Origin of the sequence: Haladaptatus sp. CMAA 1909, assembly GCF_043952005.1 — an archaeon.
Lineage (GTDB): Archaea > Halobacteriota > Halobacteria > Halobacteriales > Haladaptataceae > Haladaptatus.
On sequence record NZ_JBIOAV010000001.1, the window covers coordinates 2,757,342 to 2,776,417 of the forward strand.

Below are 19,076 nucleotides of genomic sequence, written 5' to 3' on the forward strand. Positions count from 1 at the left end.
TCATCGCCTAAAATAGTATTCCGAGCGAGGAGGAGGGCGGTTATTGATAGCCCAGCGCTTTCAACCGGTCGGTGACCGCGGATGGGGGTGCTTCCTCCCCATCTTCGCCGTTTTTCACGTCCGCCGCGGCCATCGCGTCGATTCGTCTTTCCACCGCCTCGTGGAGATAGTCCGGAACATCGATGTCGCCGTCGACGGTGTCGTCCAGCAGGTTTTCCGTTTCCGCCGGGTCGGCGGTTCGGTCGTACAGTTCCCGGGTTTCCGACTCGGTGTGGTAGACGTACGACCACTCGCGCGTTCTGGCGCTGACGAGGAGTTCCCCGTCGTCCAACCGGCGCGGAATCGGTTGGTAGGTGACGGTCGGTCCGCGAACCGCGACGGAGGTAACTGGAGTGGTAGGCGTGGTGGACGAGTCGGGAGTTTCGTCGAGAAGGCTCTCGCCGTCGAAATCGTGGTTGACGCCCATCGCGTCACAGAGCGTCGGCGGGATCGCATCGAGGCCGACGGCCCGCTCGACGGGTTTCGACCCGCCGTCGGGATGGGAGACGAAGAGGGGGACGTGAACCAACTCCTCGTAGAGTTTCGGGTAGTGGGCGAGGTGGCCGTGTTCCATGAACTCCTCGCCGTGGTCCCCCGCGAAGACGAGGCAGGCGTCGTCCCGAAATCCCCTGTCGGACAGCGCCGAGACGATGCGGCCGACGCTCTCGTCCACCTGCCGAATCGCGGCGCGGTAGAGCGATCGGAGGTTGTCGAGCGTCTCGCCGCCGACTTCCTTCCCGAGGCCCGCTTGGGCGTGCGCCCGGAGCATCTTCAACGAGCCGACGTTGACGCCCGTCTCGTCGCGGACGAACTTCGGTGCGGGAACGTAGGGCGTGTGAACGTCCATGTAGTGGACCCACAGGAAGAAGGGCGGTTCGGCGCGTTCGATGAAGTTGACGGCGTGTTCCTCCACGTCCCGCATCCGGGAGACGTTCCTCGCCCCGCCGTCGCGGCCGAGGAGACGGCGGAACGGCGACGCCGCAACCTGCAACCACGCTTGAACGGTCGGATGGGCGGTGAGATACTTGCTGTAAAACGCGTCGTTCGTGCTCGACGTGAACGTCTCGAACGTCTCGAAGCCGCGGTCGTATCCCCAGTGGTCGGTCAGAAACCCGTTCGCGCCGTTGAACCCCGCCGTCGTGATTCCGGCGTCGCGGAGCGTTTCGGCGAGGGTCGAACGGTCGGGCAGACCGATGTCGCGCGAATCGGTGAAGACGTGTCCGCCGCCGAGAATCGACGGGAAGGAAAATGGCGTCCAGTTGCCGTGCGCGAAGGCGTTCTCGAACGTGGTTCCCGCCCGTCCGAGGTCGGCGATCGCGCCGTCGTCGGGCAGTGCATCCGCTCGGAGCGAATCGACGGTAAACAGGACCGTTATCGGTGTGGCGTTCGTGCTCATCTGTCGGGGTGACTGCTGGTACGCTACCTGAAAGTTCGTCACCGAGGTAAAATACCTTGCTAGGAAGTGGCCCAGGAGAGCGTATAGCACTCCATAGCTCTCGTGAGAGTTTCGAGACGACGGGCCGAACGAGTCGGCATCAACCAAATTGCCGTCTCGGCGTCACTCGACGGGTTCCAGTTTCGCGCTGAAGTGGCGCAGTTCCTCCATCGGCGGTTCCCAGACGATTTCCAGGCCGGAGAGTTCGTCGCGCCGCTCGCCGACCGCCTCGAATGTCTCCGCGATGTGTTCCAGATGTTCGCGGAAGTAGGTTCGGCGGGGGAGACAGAGCCGAACGAGTTGGGGGCGGTCCTCGCCCGGGAAGGCGAACTCGCCGAGTTCGACGGCGCGAACGCCACCCTCGCGGTAGAGTTCGCCCGCGAGCACCTGCCCGGGGAACTGCTCGCGCGGGATGTCCGGCAGGAACTCCTCGGCCTTCACGTACACCGCGTGGCCGCCGGTCGGCGCGTAAATCGGAACGCCGGCGCCGATGAGGAGGTCGCCCAGTTCCGCGACCTGCTCGACGCGGGATTCGATGTACGGTTGCGTGACCGCCTCGCGGAGACCGACGGCCATGGCCTCCAAGTCGCGGCCGGCGAGGCCGCCGTAGGTCGAAAAGCCCTCGTAGAGGATGCCGCGCTGTTTCGCGTGTTCGAACAGTTCGCCGTCGCGCACGCCGACGAACCCGCCGATGTTGGCGAGCGCGTCCTTCTTTCCGCTCATGACGATGGCGTCCGCGTACGAAAGCTCCTCGCGTGCGATGTCGGCGACACTCTCGACCTCGAACTCGGCTTCGCGCTGCTGAACGAAGTAGGCGTTCTCGGCGAACCGGCAGGCGTCGATGACGAACGTGGCGTCGAGTTCGTCGGCCACCTCGCGCGCCTCGCGGAGGTTCTGAACGCTCACGGGTTGCCCCGCCATCGAGTTGTTGGTGATGGTGACGACGAGCGCGGGGATGTTTTCGGCACCGACCTCCTCGGCCAGTTCGCGGACTTTGTCCGGGTCGAGGTTGCCCTGGAACGGGTCGTCCGGCGCGACGTCAACGGGACAATCGACGGGATTTCCGCCGTTGTTGACGACGTGCGCCCGCGTCGTGTCGAAGTGCGTGTTGTTGGGGACGTAGTCGCCCTCGGAGACGAGAACGCCGTAGAGGACGTTCTCCGCGCCGCGGCCCTGGTGGGCGGGGACGATCTTTTCGAAGCCCATCACGTCCGAGACGCTCTTCTGCAGGCGTTTGAAACTGTCACTGCCCGCGTACGCTTCGTCGCCGCGCATCATCGCGGCCCACTGTTCGTCGCTCATCGTGCCCGTGCCGCTGTCGGTCAGCAGGTCGATGAACACGTCCTCGGAGTCGAGATTGAAGACGTTGTAGCCGGCTTCTTCGATGTTCGCTTCGCGTTCGTCGCGGTCGGGGAGGTGAATCGGTTCGACGACTTTGGCCCGGTAGGCTCGCATGGTCGAAATAGGAACGGTCAGTGCCTTAACCCTGCTGAGAAATCATCGGTCGAAAACGGGCGTTTCCGGGCGTCGGTCACCGGATTTGCACATCGGTACTATCGATAGTCCATCCGTGTTTCGACGGCTTCGAGTCCCCACATCGGTCAGTTCATCGACGAGTTCCGGACCGGGGTCGATGCCCGAAGTGTCCGTGCGATTCACTCGTAGCGGAGCGCGTCGATGGGGTCCACCCGGGCCGCGTTCCACGCCGGATAGAGTCCCGTCACCACGCCGACGAGGAGACCGACGCCGATGGCCACGGGGACCGCTTCGTACGCGAAGACGAGCGGAAGGCCGACGTACCGGGTTGCGGCGTACCCGGCGAGGGCACCGATCGCAACGCCGAAGACGGATCCGATGATGCCGAGCAACACTGCCTGCGTGAGAAACAACTGGAGGACGTCGCGATTCTGCGCGCCGACGGCTTTCATGATGCCGATCTCGCGGGTACGTTCGGTCACGCTCACTAACATGATGTTGGCGATGCCGATGGCCGCGACGACGAGCGAGATGACCGCGATGCTCGTGATGAACGTCGTCAGCGTCGTGAGTACGTCCCTCACCCGGTTCACGAGGTCCCGATCGGTTCGGACCCGGATGTCGTACTCGTCGGGCGTGAGTCGCGCCGCGTCGGAGTTCGAACGGAGGTAGGATTTCACCGCCCGTTTGCTCTCCGGAATCCGTTCGTGGTTTTCGGCGACCACCGTGACCAGCGGATAGACGCGCTGGGCGGTGCCCCGCGTCGGACTCTCGACGGTCGAACCGTAGAACGGTCGCGTCGGGACGTACACCTGCGGGAGCGACCCGCCGCTGTCGAACTGGCCGTTTCCGCTCGACCGGGCGAGGATTCCGGCGACGCGGGCGTGAACGGTGGTCCCGTCGGCCGTTCGAATACCGATTCGGTCGCCGACAGAGAGGTCATCGTCGAACAGACGTGCCGCCGCCGGGTTCAGGACGACCTGGCGTTTTCCCTGTTCGAACGACTCGCCGTGGGCGAATTCCCGGGTTCGGAACTGGTCCGGCGTCGTGGCCACGATCCCGTTCTGACTCACCGTCTGCCCGTCGTGAGCGAGCGCGATAACGGGCAGTACGCCTCGCGGGACGACGGCCGCTACCCCGTCGAGACCGCGGAGATGGGCGATGTCGTGTGCGGTGAACACGGGTTGCGCGCCGGTCCCGGGTTGCCCACCGGGCGGACCCGCCCAGACGTACACGTTCGGCGCGTGGCCGCCGGTGAACTCCTGTAAAATCTCAACGCGAAGGCTGGTGCCGAGGGTGACGAGCGTGATGACGGCGGCGATGCCGATGACGACGCCGAGCGCGGAGAGCGAAGAGCGAACGCGGTGGCTCCGAATCTCCCGGATACTCATCCGAAGCGTCTCGCTGAACTCCACGACCAACCCCCGCTTTTACCGCCCTTCGACCCGCCGCTGTGAGTCGATTTCTTCGACGCGTTCGACGGTGCCGTCGAGGATGTGAACGACGCGTTCGGCGTGTTCCGCGATGTGGCGCTCGTGGGTCACCATCAGCACGGTGTTACCCTCGTCGTTGAGTTCCTCGAACAGCGCCATTATCTGGTTTCCAGTCTCGGTGTCGAGGTTCCCGGTCGGTTCGTCGGCGAGGATGATGGCGGGGTCGTTCGCCAACGCACGCGCGATGGCGACCCGCTGGCGTTGCCCGCCGGACAGTTCGTTGGGTCGGTGGTCCTCACGTCCGCGGAGGCCGACGCGATAGAGCAGGTCGTCGGCGCGTTCCCGTCGCTCGGTGCGCGAAATACCCCGGAACACGAGGGGAAGCGCGACGTTCTCGCGGGCGGTCAGACGCGGCATCAGGTTGAACGTCTGGAAGACGAAGCCGATTTCCTCCCCGCGGACGGTCGTGCGTTCCGAATCGGACAGGTCGGTGACGTCGCGTCCGTTGATGTGAATCGTCCCCTCGGTCGGCGTGTCGAGACAGCCGATGAGGTTGAGGAGCGTGCTTTTCCCCGACCCACTCGGTCCCATCACCGCCGTGTACGCCCCCCGCGGAATCGACAGGTCCACCCCGTCGAGCGCGTGGACCGGTTCGCCGAGGAAGTACGTTTTTCTGACATCGGTCAGCGTCACCGCATCGCTCGGCCCCCCGTCGGACCCCGTCGCCGAGTGGCGTGCTGCCATAGGATTCGTTAGCATCCCGACAGTCTAAACCCTACTCCATGCCACGAACGGCGGCGAGGGGAAAAATAACCCCGTCGCGGGGTTACACTCACCGTCGGGGGGGGTCGAACGTGGTCACGCCCGACGAAGCGTATTCGGTCTTCGGGAGCGATGACGTTCGTGGTGCGTCTTCATGACCGAACTCTCCGGCGCGTGGTCGATATCCGAGGTCGTCGAGTTCTTCGACCGAACGGCGGTTCCGCTTCGACTGGCGTGTAACACGCCGTCGGGACGCCTCTGGATGGTATCGTTGTGGTACCTCTTCGAGGACGATACCCTGTGCTGTGCCACCGGCGCGAACGCCGATATCGTGCGGTTGCTCCGAAACGATTCGACCGTCGCGTTCGAGGTTTCCACGAACGACCCCCCGTACAGCGGGGTGCGGGGAAACGGCACCGCGAGCGTGGAACAGGACCCCGAGAAGGACCTCCTCAGGGAGTTGTTGGGTCGGTATCTCGGCGGGACCGATTCCCGACTCGCGCGTGAACTCCTGTCCGACGGGCGAACCGAAGTGACCGTTCGAATCGAACCGGACCGTCTCCATAGTTGGGATTTCACGGCTCGAATGGGGGACACGTCCTAGCTGGGAGGGGAGTTCGCGGTTCCGGCAGTCCGTACCGACCACCCCCACCTTCTTGCCTCCCGTCACCGACACCCAGCCATGGAAGTAGACCGGGACCGACTGCGGGCGGACATCGAAGCGACCGGGGAGTTCGGCGCGCTCGACGGCGACGGACACGGGCGGACCGTCCTCGTGGGAACGGAGGCCAACCGACGGGCGCGGGAGTACTTCGTCGAGCGACTGGAGGACGCCGGATTGGTCGTTCGCGTGGATGCGGTCGGCAACATCGCCGGGCGGTGGACGCCGGAGGGTGCCGACCCGGATGCGGCAGCGGTCGCCGCGGGGAGCCACCTCGATTCGGTTCCCGAGGGGGGCATCTTCGACGGTCCGCTCGGCGTGTATTCGGCGCTGGAGGCGGTTCGGGCGATGCAGGACGCGGGTGTCGAACCGTCCCGTCCGGTCGACGTCGTCTCGTTCACCGAGGAGGAGGGCCAACGGTTCGCCAGCGGCCTGCTCGGGTCATCGGTCGCGGTCGGCGAGCGGTCCGTGGAGGAGGCGCTCGCGCTGACCGACGGGCAAACAACGCTGGCGGACGCCCTCGAATCCATGGGCGTCCGAGGCGAGGGGCGACTCGACGCGAGCGAGTGGGATTCGTGGCTCGAACTGCACGTCGAACAGGGCCGACGCCTCGAACGGGCGGGCGCTTCGGTCGGCGTCGTCACGACGATCACGGGGATCACCCACTGCGACGTGACGGTTCGCGGCGAGGCGAACCACGCGGGAGCGACGCCGATGGACGAGCGAACCGACGCGTTGGCCGCGGCGAGCGAGTTCGTCGGGGACGTGGAGCGAGGGGCCACCGAAATCGGCGAGACGACGGTCGGGACCGTCGGCAAACTCGACGTGCGGCCGAACGCGACGAACGTCGTCCCCGGGACCGTCGAGATGGGCGTCGATATCCGCGACGTGCGCTACGAATCGATGAACGAACTCGTCTCGCGGGCCGAGGAGTCGCTGTCGCGGATCGAAACGGAACGGGGCGTCGAGACGACGTTTTCGCGTGGGTTCGACCTCGAACCGACGGAGATGAGCAAACGCTGTCGTCAGGCGGTACGCGGGGCGGGAGAAAACGCGGGTATCGAAACGCTGGACCTGCATTCGGGGGCGGCCCACGACACGATGTACGTCGCGGGGGTCACGGACGCCGCGATGCTGTTCGCGCCGTCCCGCGACGGAATTTCGCACAACCCCGCCGAGTGGACCGAGTGGGAGGACTGTGCGACGGCGACGCGGGCGCTCGCGGGGGGACTGGCGTCGTTGGCACGGTAACGGAACGGGAGAAAGGATTCAGTCCTGGGAGCGGACGACTTCTTGCCCGGTCAGTTTCCGGAGTTGGTCCTCGCTGAGGCCGCCGGTGTGGGAGTCCATCTCGTCGAGGCCGACGCCGCTGGTGACGATGGCTCGGAACGCCACTTCGAGCGGGACGTCGATGTCGACGAGGTCGTCGGTGGGCACGTTGACGACGAAGCCACCCATGACGGGATTGGGGGCCATCGGCAGGAACACGGTCGTCATGTCCGTTTGGCCAGTCGCGTCGGTGATTTCCTCGGGGGTTTCCGCCGTCACGAACGCGAACGTGTAGGTGTCGTCGGTCGGAAATTCGAGCAGTTTCACGTCCCGAAAGTGATCCTCGTCGCTCTCGACCATCGCATCGCCCATCCGCCGAAAGCTCCGGTAGACGGTTCCGAGTCCGGGTATCTGGCTGATGGCGTAATCGAAATTGTCGATGGCTCGCTCCCCGAACGGGGAGTGGGCGAGAAACCCGACGGCCAGAATCAACAGGAGAATACCCCCGGTGGCGATGCCACCGAGAACGAACACCGAATCGACCGGCACGTACGAGAGGAGCGGCAGCAGCATGTTTCGAACGAATTTGAGCAGGACGACGACGACGTACAACGTGATAAGGAGGGGAACGACGACGGTGACTCCCGTCAAGGCCATCTCCCGTAGTTTCCCGACGACAGACAAATCCTCCGTGGAATCCATCGTCCAGCACACTCGGGCGGGGGACAAAGAGCGTACCGGCTGAATATTCCAGCAGTTGGGAAACCCGCGCCGATCGCCAGCAGACTAATCCATGCGAAGCCCCTAGGTTCGTCCGATGAGTACTATCGCCGTCGTGCGGCTTCCGGCCTCGGAGTTCGCACTGGAGGCGACGCTCGAACGAGTTCCGGGGGTTTCCTTCGAAGTCGAGCGCGTCGTCGCACCCGAAGCAGACCGAGTGATGCCCTACGTCTGGGCGACGGCCGAAGCGGAGCAGTTCGACGCCCTCCAAGCGGCACTCGAAGACGACCCGACCACCGGTGACGTGGAACTCCTCGTCGATTTGGACGACGAATGGTTGTTCCGCATGACGTGGGTCGGGAAGACAAAGTTCGTCATCCACATCCTCGTCGAGGAGAACGGAACGATAATCGACGCCACGGGGACGGGCGACGAGTGGCAGCTTCGAATCCTCTTTCCCGCCCGCGATGCGCTCGGAGCGACGTACGAGTACTGCGAGGAACACGACATTCCGCTCAGACTCGAACAGATATACCGCCTCGACCAGTCCCCCCGTCGGGGACAGTACGGACTCACCGAGGAGCAGTACGAGACGCTCATCGCGGCGTTGGAGAAGGGCTACTACGATATCCCGCGGGAGATTTCGGGAACCGACCTCGCCGCAGACCTCGGTATCTCACATCAGGCGTTGTCCGAGCGCCTCCGACGCGGGTACACGAACCTCCTCACGAACGCGCTCGTCGTCGGGGAGAACGAAATCAGCGAATAGGCGGCCGTTCAGGTCGTTATCGAGTCGTTCGAGTCGTTTCCGTTCTCCGCTTCGGAGTCATCGGTTTCGACCGTGTTCCGACCGAGCAGTCCCGGAAAGACGACCCACAGGAACTGCACCGTGACGACCATGACGAACGGGCCGAGGAAGATTCCGTACCACCCGAACACGGGCGGGCCGAGGAGATACGCGAACATGATGAGACTGGTGGGAAACAGCCGACCCGAGAGCGAGGGCCGAATGTACGTCCGGACAACGTTGTCGAAGACGATCTCCATGACGGCGAGGAACAGGAGCGGAAACCAGAGTCGAATCGGATCGGTTTCCAGCGCGACGACGGCGAGGAAGAGGACCACCGCGAAGTAGACGATGGACCGGCCGACGAGCGGAACGATGGTGGCGAGTCCGGTCGCGATCGCCACGAGCATGGTCTGGGGAATCGCCATGCCCGGTGGGGCGACGAGGTTCAGCAGGTTGTAGATGACCGCGGAGAGGACGATGATGACGAAGATCGTCAGCGTGTAACCGAAGAAGACGGAGTTCAAGCCGCGGTCCACCGCGTGCAGGTACTCCCCCGTCCGCGTCTCCTCGTCCGCGACGGTTCGGTGGAACCAATCCGCGATGTTTCGCTCGTCCCGGACGAGGAAGAAGACGAAGATGAGCGTGAGAAACAGGTTGTACGATTGGGTCGCGAACGTCCCGACGAAGCCACGAATCCGGAAGAGAAACGAGCGGATGGACGGGTTTCGAAGCAGTTCCATGACCGAGTCGGACAGTCGTTCCGGCGTCGTCGGAATCGCTCGAAAATCGAACCCCGGAAACAGCGTTCGGACGAGGCGCTCGACGTCGGCGACGCGAACCGTCGAGAGTTGTCCGAACGCGATGACCGCGATAGCACCGAGGAGGGCGATGAACGGGAGAACGATGACAGTCAGCGTGACCACGGCCGCCACACCCGGCGGTACTCCTCGGTGCTGAAGGCGTCTGGCGATGGGACGGGCGACGTAGTAGAGGAAGACGCCGAACACCGACCAGCCGAGATACGTATCGAGCGACGTGAGGAGGACGAGGGCCAAGGCGGTGGCGAACAGCCACCAGCCGAGTTCGTTCCTATTCGGGGCGTCGTCGCGCTCGAATTTCATGAACTCCTCCGGACACGGAGGATACGTCAAGAAGGATGATAGTTCCGTGGGGTCATTCCGACTGGTCGTCGTCGGGGAGAAGGGGGAGCAGTAAACCGCCGAACGCGATCAGACCGATGAACAAGCCGCCGAAGGCAATCAAATCGCCATGAGTTCCGGGAACGTCGTAATCGAGAGTCATCCAGATGGCAACCAGCACGAGTAGAATGGCAAACAGGAGGGTGTCGGTCGTTCAACTCATATCGGTTTGTCTCGCGTGTCTCGAATAGTCGTTTCGAATCAGTAACATCAAAATTGGCGTCACTGCTCCCGTTGCCACTCCTCGATGACGGTCACGACGCGTTCGTTGAGCGGCATGTCGTCGAACACTCCCGCGCCGGTGGCGGCGAGGACGTCCCGGACCGCGCCGTCGGCTTCGGCCAGACGGAAGTCGATACCGCGTTCGTCGAGGTCCTCGGCCAACGAGGCCAGCATGTCGGCGGCGGTGAGGTCGATGGTGGGTGAGGACCGCATGTCGAAGACCACGAGGGAGACGGGAGCGTCGCGACTGTCCACCGCGTCGATGACTTCGGCGCGGATGGTCGGCGCGTTGGCGAAGAACAACTCGGCATCGACGCGGTAGACGAGGACGCCGGGAACGCGCTCGTTTTCGGGGTGACGCGATAGGTCGCTGAATTCGTCGGAGTCCGGCACGCGACCTAACGTCGCCGTGTACGGGTACGTCGCACGCCCCACGACGACGAGGAGCGAGACGAACACGCCGATGAACACGCCGTCCAACATGCCGAAGAGGAGGACGCCGAAAAAGGCGGACGCCGCCGTCCCGAACTCCAGTTTGTCGATGCGGTAGATGCGGCGGAGTTCGGGCACGTCGACCAACCCCGCGACGGCGACGATGACCACCGCCGCCAACACCGTCTCGGGGAGCGTCGTGAACAGGTCGGTCAGGAAGACGAGGACGAGCGCGAGAACTGCGGCGGCGACGCCGCTCGCGAGTTGCGTCTTGCCGCCGATTTCGTCGTTGAGGGCGCTTCTGGACATGCTCCCGCCGACGACGAAACCGTGACCGATCCCCGCCGCGACGTTCGTGAGGCCGTCGGCGAGGAGTTCCTGATTCGCGTCCACGGAGTCGTCGTGTCGTCGGGCGAACGTCTCCACGGCGCTCATCCCCTCGACGTAGGAGAGCAGGAAGAGCGCGAACGCGACGGGGACGAGGTCGGAGAGGGTGCCCGTCGGCGGCGTCGGAATCGAAAGCGGCGGCAGTCCGCTCGGAATCCGTCCGACGATTTCGACACCCCGGCGTTGGAGGTCCGTCACGGCGACCAGTCCGGTGGCGAGGAGGACGACGATGAGGGCCATCGGAAGGCGTCTCGCGTAGCGTTCGCCGAGGACGAGGAGGGCGAGCGCGCCGACGCCGACGGCCAGCGTCGGGAGGTTCGTCGCACCGAGATGGGTCGCGACGAACCCGAGACGTTCGAAGAAGGTGCCGCTCGCCCGCGGAATCCCGAACAGTTTGTCGAGTTGCGTGGCGGTGATGTACAGCGCCGCGCCCGCGGAAAAGCCGGTGAGAACCGACTCGGAGATGAAGTTCACGACGAACCCGAGTCGGAACAGCCACGCGACGACGGAGACGAGTCCGACGAGCATCGTCGTCACCGCGACGAGGGCCGCGTAGTCCGCCGGGGACCCAGCGGCGACGGACCCGACGCCCGTGGCGACCAATATGGCGAGCGCGGAGGTGGGACCGTACACGACCTGCCGGGAGGTACCGACGAACACGTAGACGAGGAGTGCGAGCAGGCTGGCGTACAGGCCGGTTTCGGGCGGCAGCCCGGCCAACGACGCGTAAGCCATGCCCTCGGGGAGGACCGCCGCACCGACCGTGATACCCGCAAGGGCGTCGGCGCGGAGCCACGACCGGTCGTATCGCGGAAGCCAGTTCGAGACGGGGAGGACAGTCCCCGCGAGTCCGTTCCCGTCCCCCGATTGTGAGTCCGATTCCATCCGTCGTCACCGTCACGACGGGGTTCGTTCGGGTTGCTCCATCGCTTGCTCGTACTTGTGCCGGTAGGCCGCTATCTTCCGGTAGAGGAGGAAGAGGAAGAAGCCGTCGTACACGACGACGAACGCGATGAACGTCAGTCCGGGAAACGGCAGATACGTCACCAGCGTGTCGTAGGTGGCGTGAATGAGGACGGCGATGAGCAGCCCCTTCACCACGATGGGACCGCGGTTTTCGGGATTCCCCTTCGCCAATCCGAGGTAGTAGCCCGCGAACGAAGCATAGATGACGTGCCCGGGTCCGACGAACGACCGCTGTGCTGCGGTGCCGATGGCGATGCTGGCGAGCCTCGACATCGGGAGGCGTCCCGCCGAGAACAGCGCGTTCGTGATGTACGTGAAGTTCTCGATGGTCGCGAAGCCGAGTCCGGCGAACGCGCCGAACACCGCGCCGTCGATGGCCGCGCCGAGGTACGGCGTCCGATAGGCGTACAGTCGGGACGCGAGCCACTTCGACGTCTCCTCGACCGGACCGACGACGACGTAGAAGAAGGCAACCGTTCCGACGACCGGAATCAGTTCGAAGACCGGCTGTAACGTCGTGTTGAGCAGGGCGGCGAACCCGGCGAACAGCACGCCCAAGAGGAACGTTATCGCCAGCGGCGCGAGCGGTTCGCGCTGGACCTCGTCGCCGTACCAGATGATCGCGGCGAGGACGAACGCCGGAATGACTGACAGGAAGGTCAACACGCCCAGTGCCGGTTGCAAAAAGAGGATGAATCCGGTCGCGGCGAGTTGAGCGACGAACAGCAGCACCGCGAGCGCGACGAACACCCGTCGCCAGTTGTCCGTAAGGCCGCGATAGATGAACACCGACGCTCGGTCGATTCGCGTTCGTTCCTCCCACGTCGTCACGTCGTAGAGGTCCTCCCCCTCAAGGGACGTCTCTATCAGATCGTCCTCGCTCCCACCCATACGCCCACAACGTCACGCCGTACCATAACGATTGGTGACAGGTGTGGCGGGGACGACGACCGCCCACCAGTTTTATTCTCGCCCTCGTGGTGTCACGATGGCATGGCGCTCGAATCGACCGAGAGAGCGGGACAGTCGTCCGAATCGGGCGAAACCGGACGGGAAGGCGTGAAAATGGTCGCAGTGTGGATTCTGCTCGTCGTGGTGTTTTTCGTCCTCACGAGAGGGGGGCCGGGGCGACGGCGATAGGTCACACGCCGTTTTCGACGGGACAGAGCTTTGACCGCTCCGAGCGTCTCCACACGTCGGCAGCGAACACTGGCGGGGGAACGGGGATGGTTGCTGTCGGGGGGAACGGTGAGAGTGGAGAGGTCGAGCGCGAGGGAAACATCGCATCGAGGGGAACTTGCATGACCGACGGAGAGGAATCCATCACCGTCTGGCAACCGCTTCGCGAACCCGTCTTCCGGGCGATGTGGACGGCGGCGCTCGTATCGAACGTCGGGACGTGGATGCAGAACGTCGGCGCGGCGTGGCTGATGACCTCGCTCACCACCTCCGCCTTGCTCGTCGCGTTAGTGCAGACGGCCACGACGCTTCCGGTCGTCCTCGTCTCGCTTCCCGCGGGTGCCATCGGCGACATCGTCGACCGGCGGTGGCTGTTACTCGTGGTTCAGGCGTGGATGTTAGTTACCGCCGTGATACTGAGCGGACTGACCGCGGTCGGCGCGACGACGCCGTTGGTGCTGTTGTTGCTCACGTTCTCGCTCGGAATCGGCACCGCGTTCCTGAACCCGACGTGGCAGGCGATTCAACCGGAGTTGGTCCCCCGGAAGGAACTTCCGGCGGCGATTTCGTTAGGTGCCGTGGGGTTCAACATCGCCCGAGCGGTTGGTCCGGCGGTCGGCGGCCTCATCCTCGCCGCGACCGGCACGGCGACGGTGTTCTTTCTCAACGCGGTTTCGTTCGTCGCGGTTCTCATCGTCGTCTATCGCTGGGAAAGGGAACCGGCGGTATCGGAACTGCCGCCGGAGCGACTGTCGGAGTCGATATATCGCGGCGTTCGGTTCGTCCGGAACGACCCCGACCTGCGCTCGGTGTTGATACGGACGGTGATATTCATCGCCTTCGCCAGCGCGATTTGGGCGCTGTTGCCCCTGCTCGTCCGCAACCAACTCGGCCTCGGGGCCGGTGGCTACGGCATCGTCCTCGGCGTTACGGGTCTCGGGTCGGCGGCCGGAATCACCGTCCTCGAACGGGCACGACAGCGATTCACGACGAATCAGGTCGTCATCGGGGCGTCGGCCCTGTTCGGCCTCACGCTGGTGGTCCTGGGGCTCGTCCACGCCGTCGCCGTCGCGCTCGTCGCCGTCGCGCTCGGCGGCCTCGCGTGGATTTCGGTCCTGTCGAGCCTGAACACCGCAGTGCAGACGCTCTCTCCGGAGTGGGTCCGTGCGCGAACGCTGTCAGTGTTCATGCTCTGCTTCCTCGGCGGGATGGCCGTCAGCAGCCTCGGTTGGGGCGTCGTCGCCGACCACCTCGGTACGCCGATGACGTTCGTCGTCGCGGGCCTCGGGTTGCTGGTCGGCCTCGTCGGGGGGGTTCGGTGGCGGTTCCCCGAAACCGACGACCTCGATTTGCGACCCTCCCAGGAATGGTCCGATCCCCAAACCGAGTTCGAACCGACGCCCGACGCCGGTCCGATACTCGTCAGCGTCGAGTACCGAATCGACCCGACGACGGCGGCCGACTTTTTGGACGCCATGCGGGAGTTAGAGGGGGTTCGACGGCGAAACGGCGCGCGGTACTGGAACGTGTTCCGGGATACGGAGACGCCGGACCGCTACTTCGAAGTGTACGTCACGGGGACGTGGATGGCCCACCTCCGGGAGCACGAGCGCGTGTCGGTGGCCGACCGCGAGATACAGAAGCGGGCCACGTCCTTCCACGTCGGCGACGAACCGCCGGAAGTCACTCACTTCGTCTCCGAGATAGACGGCTGAGTGGCGTCGATGAGGGATGAACGATACCCGCTCGTCCGAAAGATGATGACATGGCGGATTGCAAACAGTTATCTTCGGTGCGTGCGCCCCTTACGTATGCGCCCTCCAGCGCAAAACGAACGCGTTCGTCGCCGTGGCGGTGTTCACCTGTGAGCTTCACCGACTACCTCGAAAACGGGTTCGACCGCCTCGAAACGCTACTACCGCTCGCGCTCGTCCCGTTCTTCTCGACGTTCCTGCATTTCGACAACCTCCGAAAGGCGACGACGATTTCCGGTTATCACTTCGGGGCGACGTTCCGCTTTCCGACGGCGATACCGACCTTCTGGACGTTCGTGAGCCTTCCGAACGGACCATCGGGCGTCCACGTCTCGCCGCTGCTGTTCCTCGCGCCCGTCACCATCATCGTCGAGAGCGTCCTCTCGGCGGGCTATCTCGGGAGCGTCCGCGACGCCGTCGAAACCGGGGACTACGACTTCGCGCGCAACGCGAAGGAGTACTTCCTTCCCCTGCTCGGGTACACAGCGCTGGTGTGGGTGGTCCTTCTGCTGTCGTTCAGCGTGGGCGTGGTGTTTCCCCCGCTTCTCTTCGTCGCGCTGCCCGTGCTGTTGGTCCTCAGCTATCTGTTCTACGGCGCGCCGTTCCTCGTCGTCGTGGACGACCGTTCGCTCGGCGAGGCGCTTCGGCGGAGCAACCGACTCGCCCGTGGCGAGTCGAACACCGAGACGACGTACGCCTCGTTCGGAATCGGATACCTCGTCTTCGTGTTCGTGGCGTCCATCGTCGGGACGCTGTTCATCAACTTCGGTATCTTCGGCATCGTGGTCGGTGCCCTCGTTTCGGCACCCGTCGCAGTCGCGCTGACCGCGGCCGCCGTCGAGTTCTTCATCGACGTGCGACGCTCTTCGTCGGGAACCGTTCCCGCCGTGAGCGGTCCGAGCGACGGTTCGATCGGGGAGCATCCGACCGATAGCAACCGGACCGACAACAACCCGAACGGAGACGACCCGTTCGACGGCGAGTACTGACCGCCCCGCGACGGTCGGATTAACACCGTCGGTCCCGAACGAGTGGGCATGCACGCGGCAACTTCGTATGTCTATATGACTCACAGCGGGGGTCGGTGACGGATGGCGGAGGGCAAACCGACCGGTCTCGGGACGATTCTGACCGAACGCTTCGGCGGCGAGGGTGGCGAACTATACCAGGCTTCGGCACCCGGGCGGGTGAACCTCCTCGGCGGACACACGGATTACAACGACGGGTTCGTCCTTCCCGTCGCAATCGACCGCCGAACCGGGGTCGCCGTCCGTCAGCATGCTGACTCCGCCGACCATTCCGACCGTTTCGACCGGTCCGGTCCGTCCGACCGCACCGTCCGAGTTCATTCGACCAACGTGGGCGAGTCGCGGACGTTTTCGCTCGATTCGCCGACGAGCGAGGAGTCGTGGGGCGACTACGTCGAGGGCGTGGCGCGGTTGCTGGCCGAAGACGCCTCGAACCCCCGCGGTTTCGACATGGTGGTCGGGGGCGACGTGCCGATGGGCGGCGGCCTCTCCTCGTCGGCGTCGCTCGAACTGGCGGTGGCAACCACGCTGAACGAGATGTGGGACCTCGGAAAGCCCGCCGCGGAACTCGCGGACCGCTGTTGGCAGGCCGAACGTGAGTTCGTCGGCGTCGAATGTGGAATCATGGACCAGTTCGTCGTGGCGCTCGGGGAACGAAACCGGGCGCTGTTTCTCGACTGCCGGACGCGGGAGTACGAGCGCTACCGCTTGGCCGACGACGTTCGGGTCGTCGTGACGAACACGAACGTCGAACACGAGTTGGTCGATTCGGCGTACAACGAACGCGTCTCGCAGTGTCGGGAGGCCGTCGAACTGTTGGACGAGTCGCTGTCGGACGACATCACCTCGCTCCGCGACGTGTCCGTGGCCGAGTTCGAGGAGGCGAAGGGGACGCTCCCGGAGATTGTGCGAAAGCGCTGTGAACACGTCGTCTACGAAAACGGACGCGTACGGGAGGCCGCGGCGGCCATGGAGAGCGGCGACGTGCGGCGCGTCGGGGAGTTGATGGGCGAAACCCACCGAAGCCTCCGCGACCTGTACGAGGTCAGTTGCGAGGAGTTGGATTTCGTGGTCGAAACGGCCGAGACGCTGGACGCGGAACTCGGGTCGCGCATGACCGGCGCCGGATTCGGCGGGTGCGTTGTGAGCCTCGTCCGAGCGGATTCCGTCGAACCCTTCGCGGAGGCGGTTCGGACGGCGTACGTCGCGGAAACCGGCATCGAACCCGACGTCTTCCCGTGTGCCGTCGCCGAGGGGAGTCGGGTCGAGGACCGCCCGTCGAACTGACGGACGGCAACCGGGTCACGGATACATTCGAGGCACCCACGGGGGTTAACTTCCCGCCGGGCGTACTCGAACGCATGACCGATATCTTCCCCGACGAGACGAAACGCTTCCTGCGCGCCGCCATCGCCGAACCCGACGAGACGCTACGGGAGATGGAGGAGCGCGGCGAGGACTTCCCGACGGTCGGACGCGACGTGGGGCAGTTCCTCAGGATTCTGGCGTACGCGGTGGACGCCGAACGGATTTTCGAGTTCGGGTCCGGGTTCGGCTACTCCGCCTACTGGTTCGCCGAGGCGCTCCCCGAGGACGGGGAAATCGTCCTCACGGAGTTCGACGCCGACGAACTCCGCGAAGCGCGCGACTACCTCGAACGCGGCGGGTTCGCTGACCGCGCCGTCTTCGAGAACGGCGACGCGAACGAAATCGTCGAGCGCCACGACGGCCCCTTCGACGTGGTCCTCATCGACCACAACAAGGACGGCTACCCCGAAGCGTGGGACGCGATTCGCGAGAAAGTCGCACCCGGCGGCGTCGTCATCGCCGACAACGCGATGGTCAGCGGGGCACAGGACTTCGACGCGATTCTGGCCGCCGTCGAGGGCGAGAACCCGGAGATGGACGACGGAACGCGAGACATCGCGGAGTATCTGCTGGCGGTGCGCGACGACCCGGACTTCGAAACCTCGGTCGTCCCGCTCGGCGAGGGAATCGCGGTGAGCTATCGGCGCTGAGACGGCGGTGGCCGAATCGGCGGAACGGGAACACCACCGAGTTCGGCTGAGAGTGATCTGGCCGTGACTGTTCATACGGCTCCATCCGGAGTCAATTGTTAAATTATATATAAATGACCGAACCGAGTGTAGAATCGTCGCTTTGCGTGTCGCACCGTATTCGAAAACAGTCCGTCGTCTGGGATTTCGACTCGTTTCGAGATGCGTGATTGATTTGATAACCGAAGTAGAACGTACGACGGTGGCGAGGTCGATTTCGCAACTTTGGCCGATTTGGGTGATTGTCTTCCTGTGGGCAGCATAAGCGGCAGTATACAAATTCGATACGCTTGGCAGACTCTCTTTGTCCTGCTTAGTGCGACATGGAGCAGCAAATCACTCGAAAAACGTCACATCTAGAGCGACACACCAACTCAAGCACAAATTAGCTAACGCAAATCGCTCCCGCTCTCTGGATTCATTCGCGGTCGGTGATGTGGGTGTCCCATCACTGGCCTACTCACACTTATAACGGCTACTTGTCCGACCAGTGAATTAGCGCCGCACATACAACGAATAGACGATGCTCGTAAGGCCAACAACTCGAATGCTCTGAGAGAGAGGGGCAATCGTAGAGCCGAACACTACTGCGCTCACGTATTGTGCCGCGACAAGCGAGACGACAGTTGGCACAATGGTGATAAGGACCACACCAAGGGCGAGAAATAGCATTGGACGGCTTCCATGGCGACGATAGCCACGAAAGGTTTGATAGACGATGACGAGGCTCAGGACGATCGAAAGCACGAAATTCGCTATCATCCACGGTTCCATTAATTCGCGTGCAGTGGGGAACAAGCTCATCGCATTTCCTCCCAAAGATGGGTCACACGGTCAGCGGGATCCTCACGTCGGGAGAGGTCAACGGTGAATTCGCCATCCACTATCCTTACCCCGAGCGAGTGGAAGCGCGACTCGTATACAGCATAGTGGTTTCCGTTTTCGTCTAGTCGTGTCTCTTCTGCAAGGAGGCCACAGCATTTCAGACGGTCGATACGTCGGTAAATCGTGGGCGGCGAGGCGTCACACCGTTCGCTCAGTGTTTTGGCTGACATTGGTTTGTCGTTGAGGTGAGCAAGAATGTGTCGGGCGTACTCGTCATCAAGGAGGGCGAATAGCGTCGCGGGGTCAATATCCTTGCTCACGACTCCGTGTTTCACAGACAATGACATAAAATGAGATGGGGAGTTTCAGACCGTGAAAGAACCACCTTGTTTTTGCATCGAAAGATACGCTAATCTCAATGGCGAGCGCGAGAACTGCAATA

19 protein-coding genes are annotated in these 19,076 nt (G+C 63.9%); 8 read left to right on the forward strand and 11 right to left on the reverse strand.

What is annotated here, in order from left to right; genetic code table 11:
* Window positions 1-40: 40 nt before the first annotated feature.
* The 4 genes from ACGYLY_RS14995 to ACGYLY_RS15010 all read right to left on the reverse strand — a co-directional run bounded on the left by ACGYLY_RS14995 (window position 41) and on the right by ACGYLY_RS15010 (window position 5,127).
* Window positions 41-1,435, reverse strand: coding sequence for a sulfatase-like hydrolase/transferase (locus ACGYLY_RS14995; protein ID WP_395291206.1), 1,395 nt, complete (start codon window positions 1,433-1,435; stop codon window positions 41-43).
* A gap of 162 nt (window positions 1,436-1,597) precedes the next feature.
* Entirely contained in the window at window positions 1,598-2,929 is a 1,332-nt protein-coding gene (locus tag ACGYLY_RS15000) for a tryptophanase (RefSeq protein ID WP_395291207.1), read from the reverse strand.
* A 200-nt stretch (window positions 2,930-3,129) separates the two neighbouring features.
* Complete coding sequence (locus ACGYLY_RS15005; RefSeq protein WP_395291208.1) at window positions 3,130-4,365, reverse strand: ABC transporter permease; 1,236 nt, start codon at window positions 4,363-4,365, stop codon at window positions 3,130-3,132.
* 15 nt (window positions 4,366-4,380) lie between these two features.
* Entirely contained in the window at window positions 4,381-5,127 is a 747-nt protein-coding gene (locus tag ACGYLY_RS15010; RefSeq protein WP_395291209.1) for an ABC transporter ATP-binding protein, read from the reverse strand.
* Between the two features lie 172 nt (window positions 5,128-5,299).
* On the opposite strand from ACGYLY_RS15010, the gene ACGYLY_RS15015 reads away from it, so the two are divergent.
* Window positions 5,300-5,749 (forward strand): pyridoxamine 5'-phosphate oxidase family protein, encoded by a 450-nt coding sequence (locus ACGYLY_RS15015; protein WP_395291210.1) that lies wholly within the window; start codon window positions 5,300-5,302, stop codon window positions 5,747-5,749.
* A gap of 78 nt (window positions 5,750-5,827) precedes the next feature.
* Window positions 5,828-7,057, forward strand: coding sequence for a M20 family metallo-hydrolase (locus ACGYLY_RS15020; RefSeq protein ID WP_395291211.1), 1,230 nt, complete (start codon window positions 5,828-5,830; stop codon window positions 7,055-7,057).
* A gap of 18 nt (window positions 7,058-7,075) precedes the next feature.
* Here the strand turns inward: ACGYLY_RS15020 and ACGYLY_RS15025 are convergent, their stop codons facing one another.
* Complete coding sequence (locus ACGYLY_RS15025) at window positions 7,076-7,777, reverse strand: DUF502 domain-containing protein (protein WP_395291212.1); 702 nt, start codon at window positions 7,775-7,777, stop codon at window positions 7,076-7,078.
* A gap of 115 nt (window positions 7,778-7,892) precedes the next feature.
* On the opposite strand from ACGYLY_RS15025, the gene ACGYLY_RS15030 reads away from it, so the two are divergent.
* Window positions 7,893-8,564, forward strand: a complete 672-nt coding sequence (locus ACGYLY_RS15030) for a helix-turn-helix domain-containing protein (protein ID WP_395291213.1) — start codon at window positions 7,893-7,895, stop codon at window positions 8,562-8,564.
* 8 nt (window positions 8,565-8,572) lie between these two features.
* Here ACGYLY_RS15030 and ACGYLY_RS15035 read toward each other — a convergent pair whose 3' ends face one another.
* The 4 genes from ACGYLY_RS15035 to ACGYLY_RS15050 form a co-directional block, all read right to left on the reverse strand.
* Complete coding sequence (locus tag ACGYLY_RS15035; RefSeq protein ID WP_395291214.1) at window positions 8,573-9,706, reverse strand: AI-2E family transporter; 1,134 nt, start codon at window positions 9,704-9,706, stop codon at window positions 8,573-8,575.
* A 52-nt stretch (window positions 9,707-9,758) separates the two neighbouring features.
* The gene (locus ACGYLY_RS15040) at window positions 9,759-9,887 is read right to left on the reverse strand and encodes a hypothetical protein (RefSeq protein ID WP_395291215.1); all 129 of its coding nucleotides are present in this window, start codon (window positions 9,885-9,887) and stop codon (window positions 9,759-9,761) included.
* 119 nt (window positions 9,888-10,006) lie between these two features.
* Window positions 10,007-11,710: a SulP family inorganic anion transporter gene (locus tag ACGYLY_RS15045; protein ID WP_395291216.1), complete on the reverse strand. Its 1,704-nt coding sequence runs from the start codon at window positions 11,708-11,710 to the stop codon at window positions 10,007-10,009.
* A 12-nt stretch (window positions 11,711-11,722) separates the two neighbouring features.
* Window positions 11,723-12,682 (reverse strand): PrsW family intramembrane metalloprotease, encoded by a 960-nt coding sequence (locus ACGYLY_RS15050; RefSeq protein WP_395291217.1) that lies wholly within the window; start codon window positions 12,680-12,682, stop codon window positions 11,723-11,725.
* Window positions 12,683-12,784: 102 nt separating this feature from the next.
* Here ACGYLY_RS15050 and ACGYLY_RS15055 point away from each other — a divergent pair, with 102 nt between their 5' ends.
* The 5 genes from ACGYLY_RS15055 to ACGYLY_RS15075 all read left to right on the forward strand — a co-directional run bounded on the left by ACGYLY_RS15055 (window position 12,785) and on the right by ACGYLY_RS15075 (window position 17,770).
* Window positions 12,785-12,931, forward strand: coding sequence for a hypothetical protein (locus ACGYLY_RS15055; protein ID WP_395291218.1), 147 nt, complete (start codon window positions 12,785-12,787; stop codon window positions 12,929-12,931).
* 161 nt (window positions 12,932-13,092) lie between these two features.
* Entirely contained in the window at window positions 13,093-14,685 is a 1,593-nt protein-coding gene (locus ACGYLY_RS15060) for an MFS transporter (RefSeq protein WP_395291219.1), read from the forward strand.
* 149 nt (window positions 14,686-14,834) lie between these two features.
* Window positions 14,835-15,713: a hypothetical protein gene (locus ACGYLY_RS15065; protein WP_395291220.1), complete on the forward strand. Its 879-nt coding sequence runs from the start codon at window positions 14,835-14,837 to the stop codon at window positions 15,711-15,713.
* A gap of 102 nt (window positions 15,714-15,815) precedes the next feature.
* A complete protein-coding gene (gene galK, locus ACGYLY_RS15070) occupies window positions 15,816-17,039 on the forward strand; it encodes a galactokinase (RefSeq protein ID WP_395291221.1) in 1,224 nt (407 codons plus the stop codon).
* 74 nt (window positions 17,040-17,113) lie between these two features.
* A complete protein-coding gene (locus tag ACGYLY_RS15075) occupies window positions 17,114-17,770 on the forward strand; it encodes an O-methyltransferase (RefSeq protein WP_395291259.1) in 657 nt (218 codons plus the stop codon).
* Between the two features lie 534 nt (window positions 17,771-18,304).
* Here ACGYLY_RS15075 and ACGYLY_RS15080 read toward each other — a convergent pair.
* Both ACGYLY_RS15080 and ACGYLY_RS15085 read right to left on the reverse strand, forming a co-directional pair.
* Complete coding sequence (locus ACGYLY_RS15080; protein WP_395291222.1) at window positions 18,305-18,613, reverse strand: hypothetical protein; 309 nt, start codon at window positions 18,611-18,613, stop codon at window positions 18,305-18,307.
* A complete protein-coding gene (locus tag ACGYLY_RS15085) occupies window positions 18,610-18,954 on the reverse strand; it encodes a helix-turn-helix domain-containing protein (RefSeq protein ID WP_395291223.1) in 345 nt (114 codons plus the stop codon). The genes ACGYLY_RS15080 and ACGYLY_RS15085 overlap by 4 nt, the downstream gene beginning before the upstream one ends.
* Between the last annotated feature and the right edge of the window lie 122 nt (window positions 18,955-19,076).

Coding starts and splice junctions, on each gene's coding strand:
- ACGYLY_RS14995 (WP_395291206.1), bottom strand. CDS start 1,435: ATGAGCACGAACGCCACACCGATAACGGTCCTGTTTACCGTCGATTCG.
- ACGYLY_RS15000 (WP_395291207.1), bottom strand. CDS start 2,929: ATGCGAGCCTACCGGGCCAAAGTCGTCGAACCGATTCACCTCCCCGAC.
- ACGYLY_RS15010 (WP_395291209.1), bottom strand. CDS start 5,127: ATGGCAGCACGCCACTCGGCGACGGGGTCCGACGGGGGGCCGAGCGAT.
- ACGYLY_RS15015 (WP_395291210.1), top strand. CDS start 5,300: ATGACCGAACTCTCCGGCGCGTGGTCGATATCCGAGGTCGTCGAGTTC.
- ACGYLY_RS15020 (WP_395291211.1), top strand. CDS start 5,828: ATGGAAGTAGACCGGGACCGACTGCGGGCGGACATCGAAGCGACCGGG.
- ACGYLY_RS15025 (WP_395291212.1), bottom strand. CDS start 7,777: ATGGATTCCACGGAGGATTTGTCTGTCGTCGGGAAACTACGGGAGATG.
- ACGYLY_RS15030 (WP_395291213.1), top strand. CDS start 7,893: ATGAGTACTATCGCCGTCGTGCGGCTTCCGGCCTCGGAGTTCGCACTG.
- ACGYLY_RS15035 (WP_395291214.1), bottom strand. CDS start 9,706: ATGAAATTCGAGCGCGACGACGCCCCGAATAGGAACGAACTCGGCTGG.
- ACGYLY_RS15040 (WP_395291215.1), bottom strand. CDS start 9,887: ATGACTCTCGATTACGACGTTCCCGGAACTCATGGCGATTTGATTGCC.
- ACGYLY_RS15045 (WP_395291216.1), bottom strand. CDS start 11,710: ATGGAATCGGACTCACAATCGGGGGACGGGAACGGACTCGCGGGGACT.
- ACGYLY_RS15050 (WP_395291217.1), bottom strand. CDS start 12,682: ATGGGTGGGAGCGAGGACGATCTGATAGAGACGTCCCTTGAGGGGGAG.
- ACGYLY_RS15055 (WP_395291218.1), top strand. CDS start 12,785: ATGGCGCTCGAATCGACCGAGAGAGCGGGACAGTCGTCCGAATCGGGC.
- ACGYLY_RS15060 (WP_395291219.1), top strand. CDS start 13,093: ATGACCGACGGAGAGGAATCCATCACCGTCTGGCAACCGCTTCGCGAA.
- galK (WP_395291221.1), top strand. CDS start 15,816: ATGGCGGAGGGCAAACCGACCGGTCTCGGGACGATTCTGACCGAACGC.
- ACGYLY_RS15075 (WP_395291259.1), top strand. CDS start 17,114: ATGACCGATATCTTCCCCGACGAGACGAAACGCTTCCTGCGCGCCGCC.
- ACGYLY_RS15080 (WP_395291222.1), bottom strand. CDS start 18,613: ATGAGCTTGTTCCCCACTGCACGCGAATTAATGGAACCGTGGATGATA.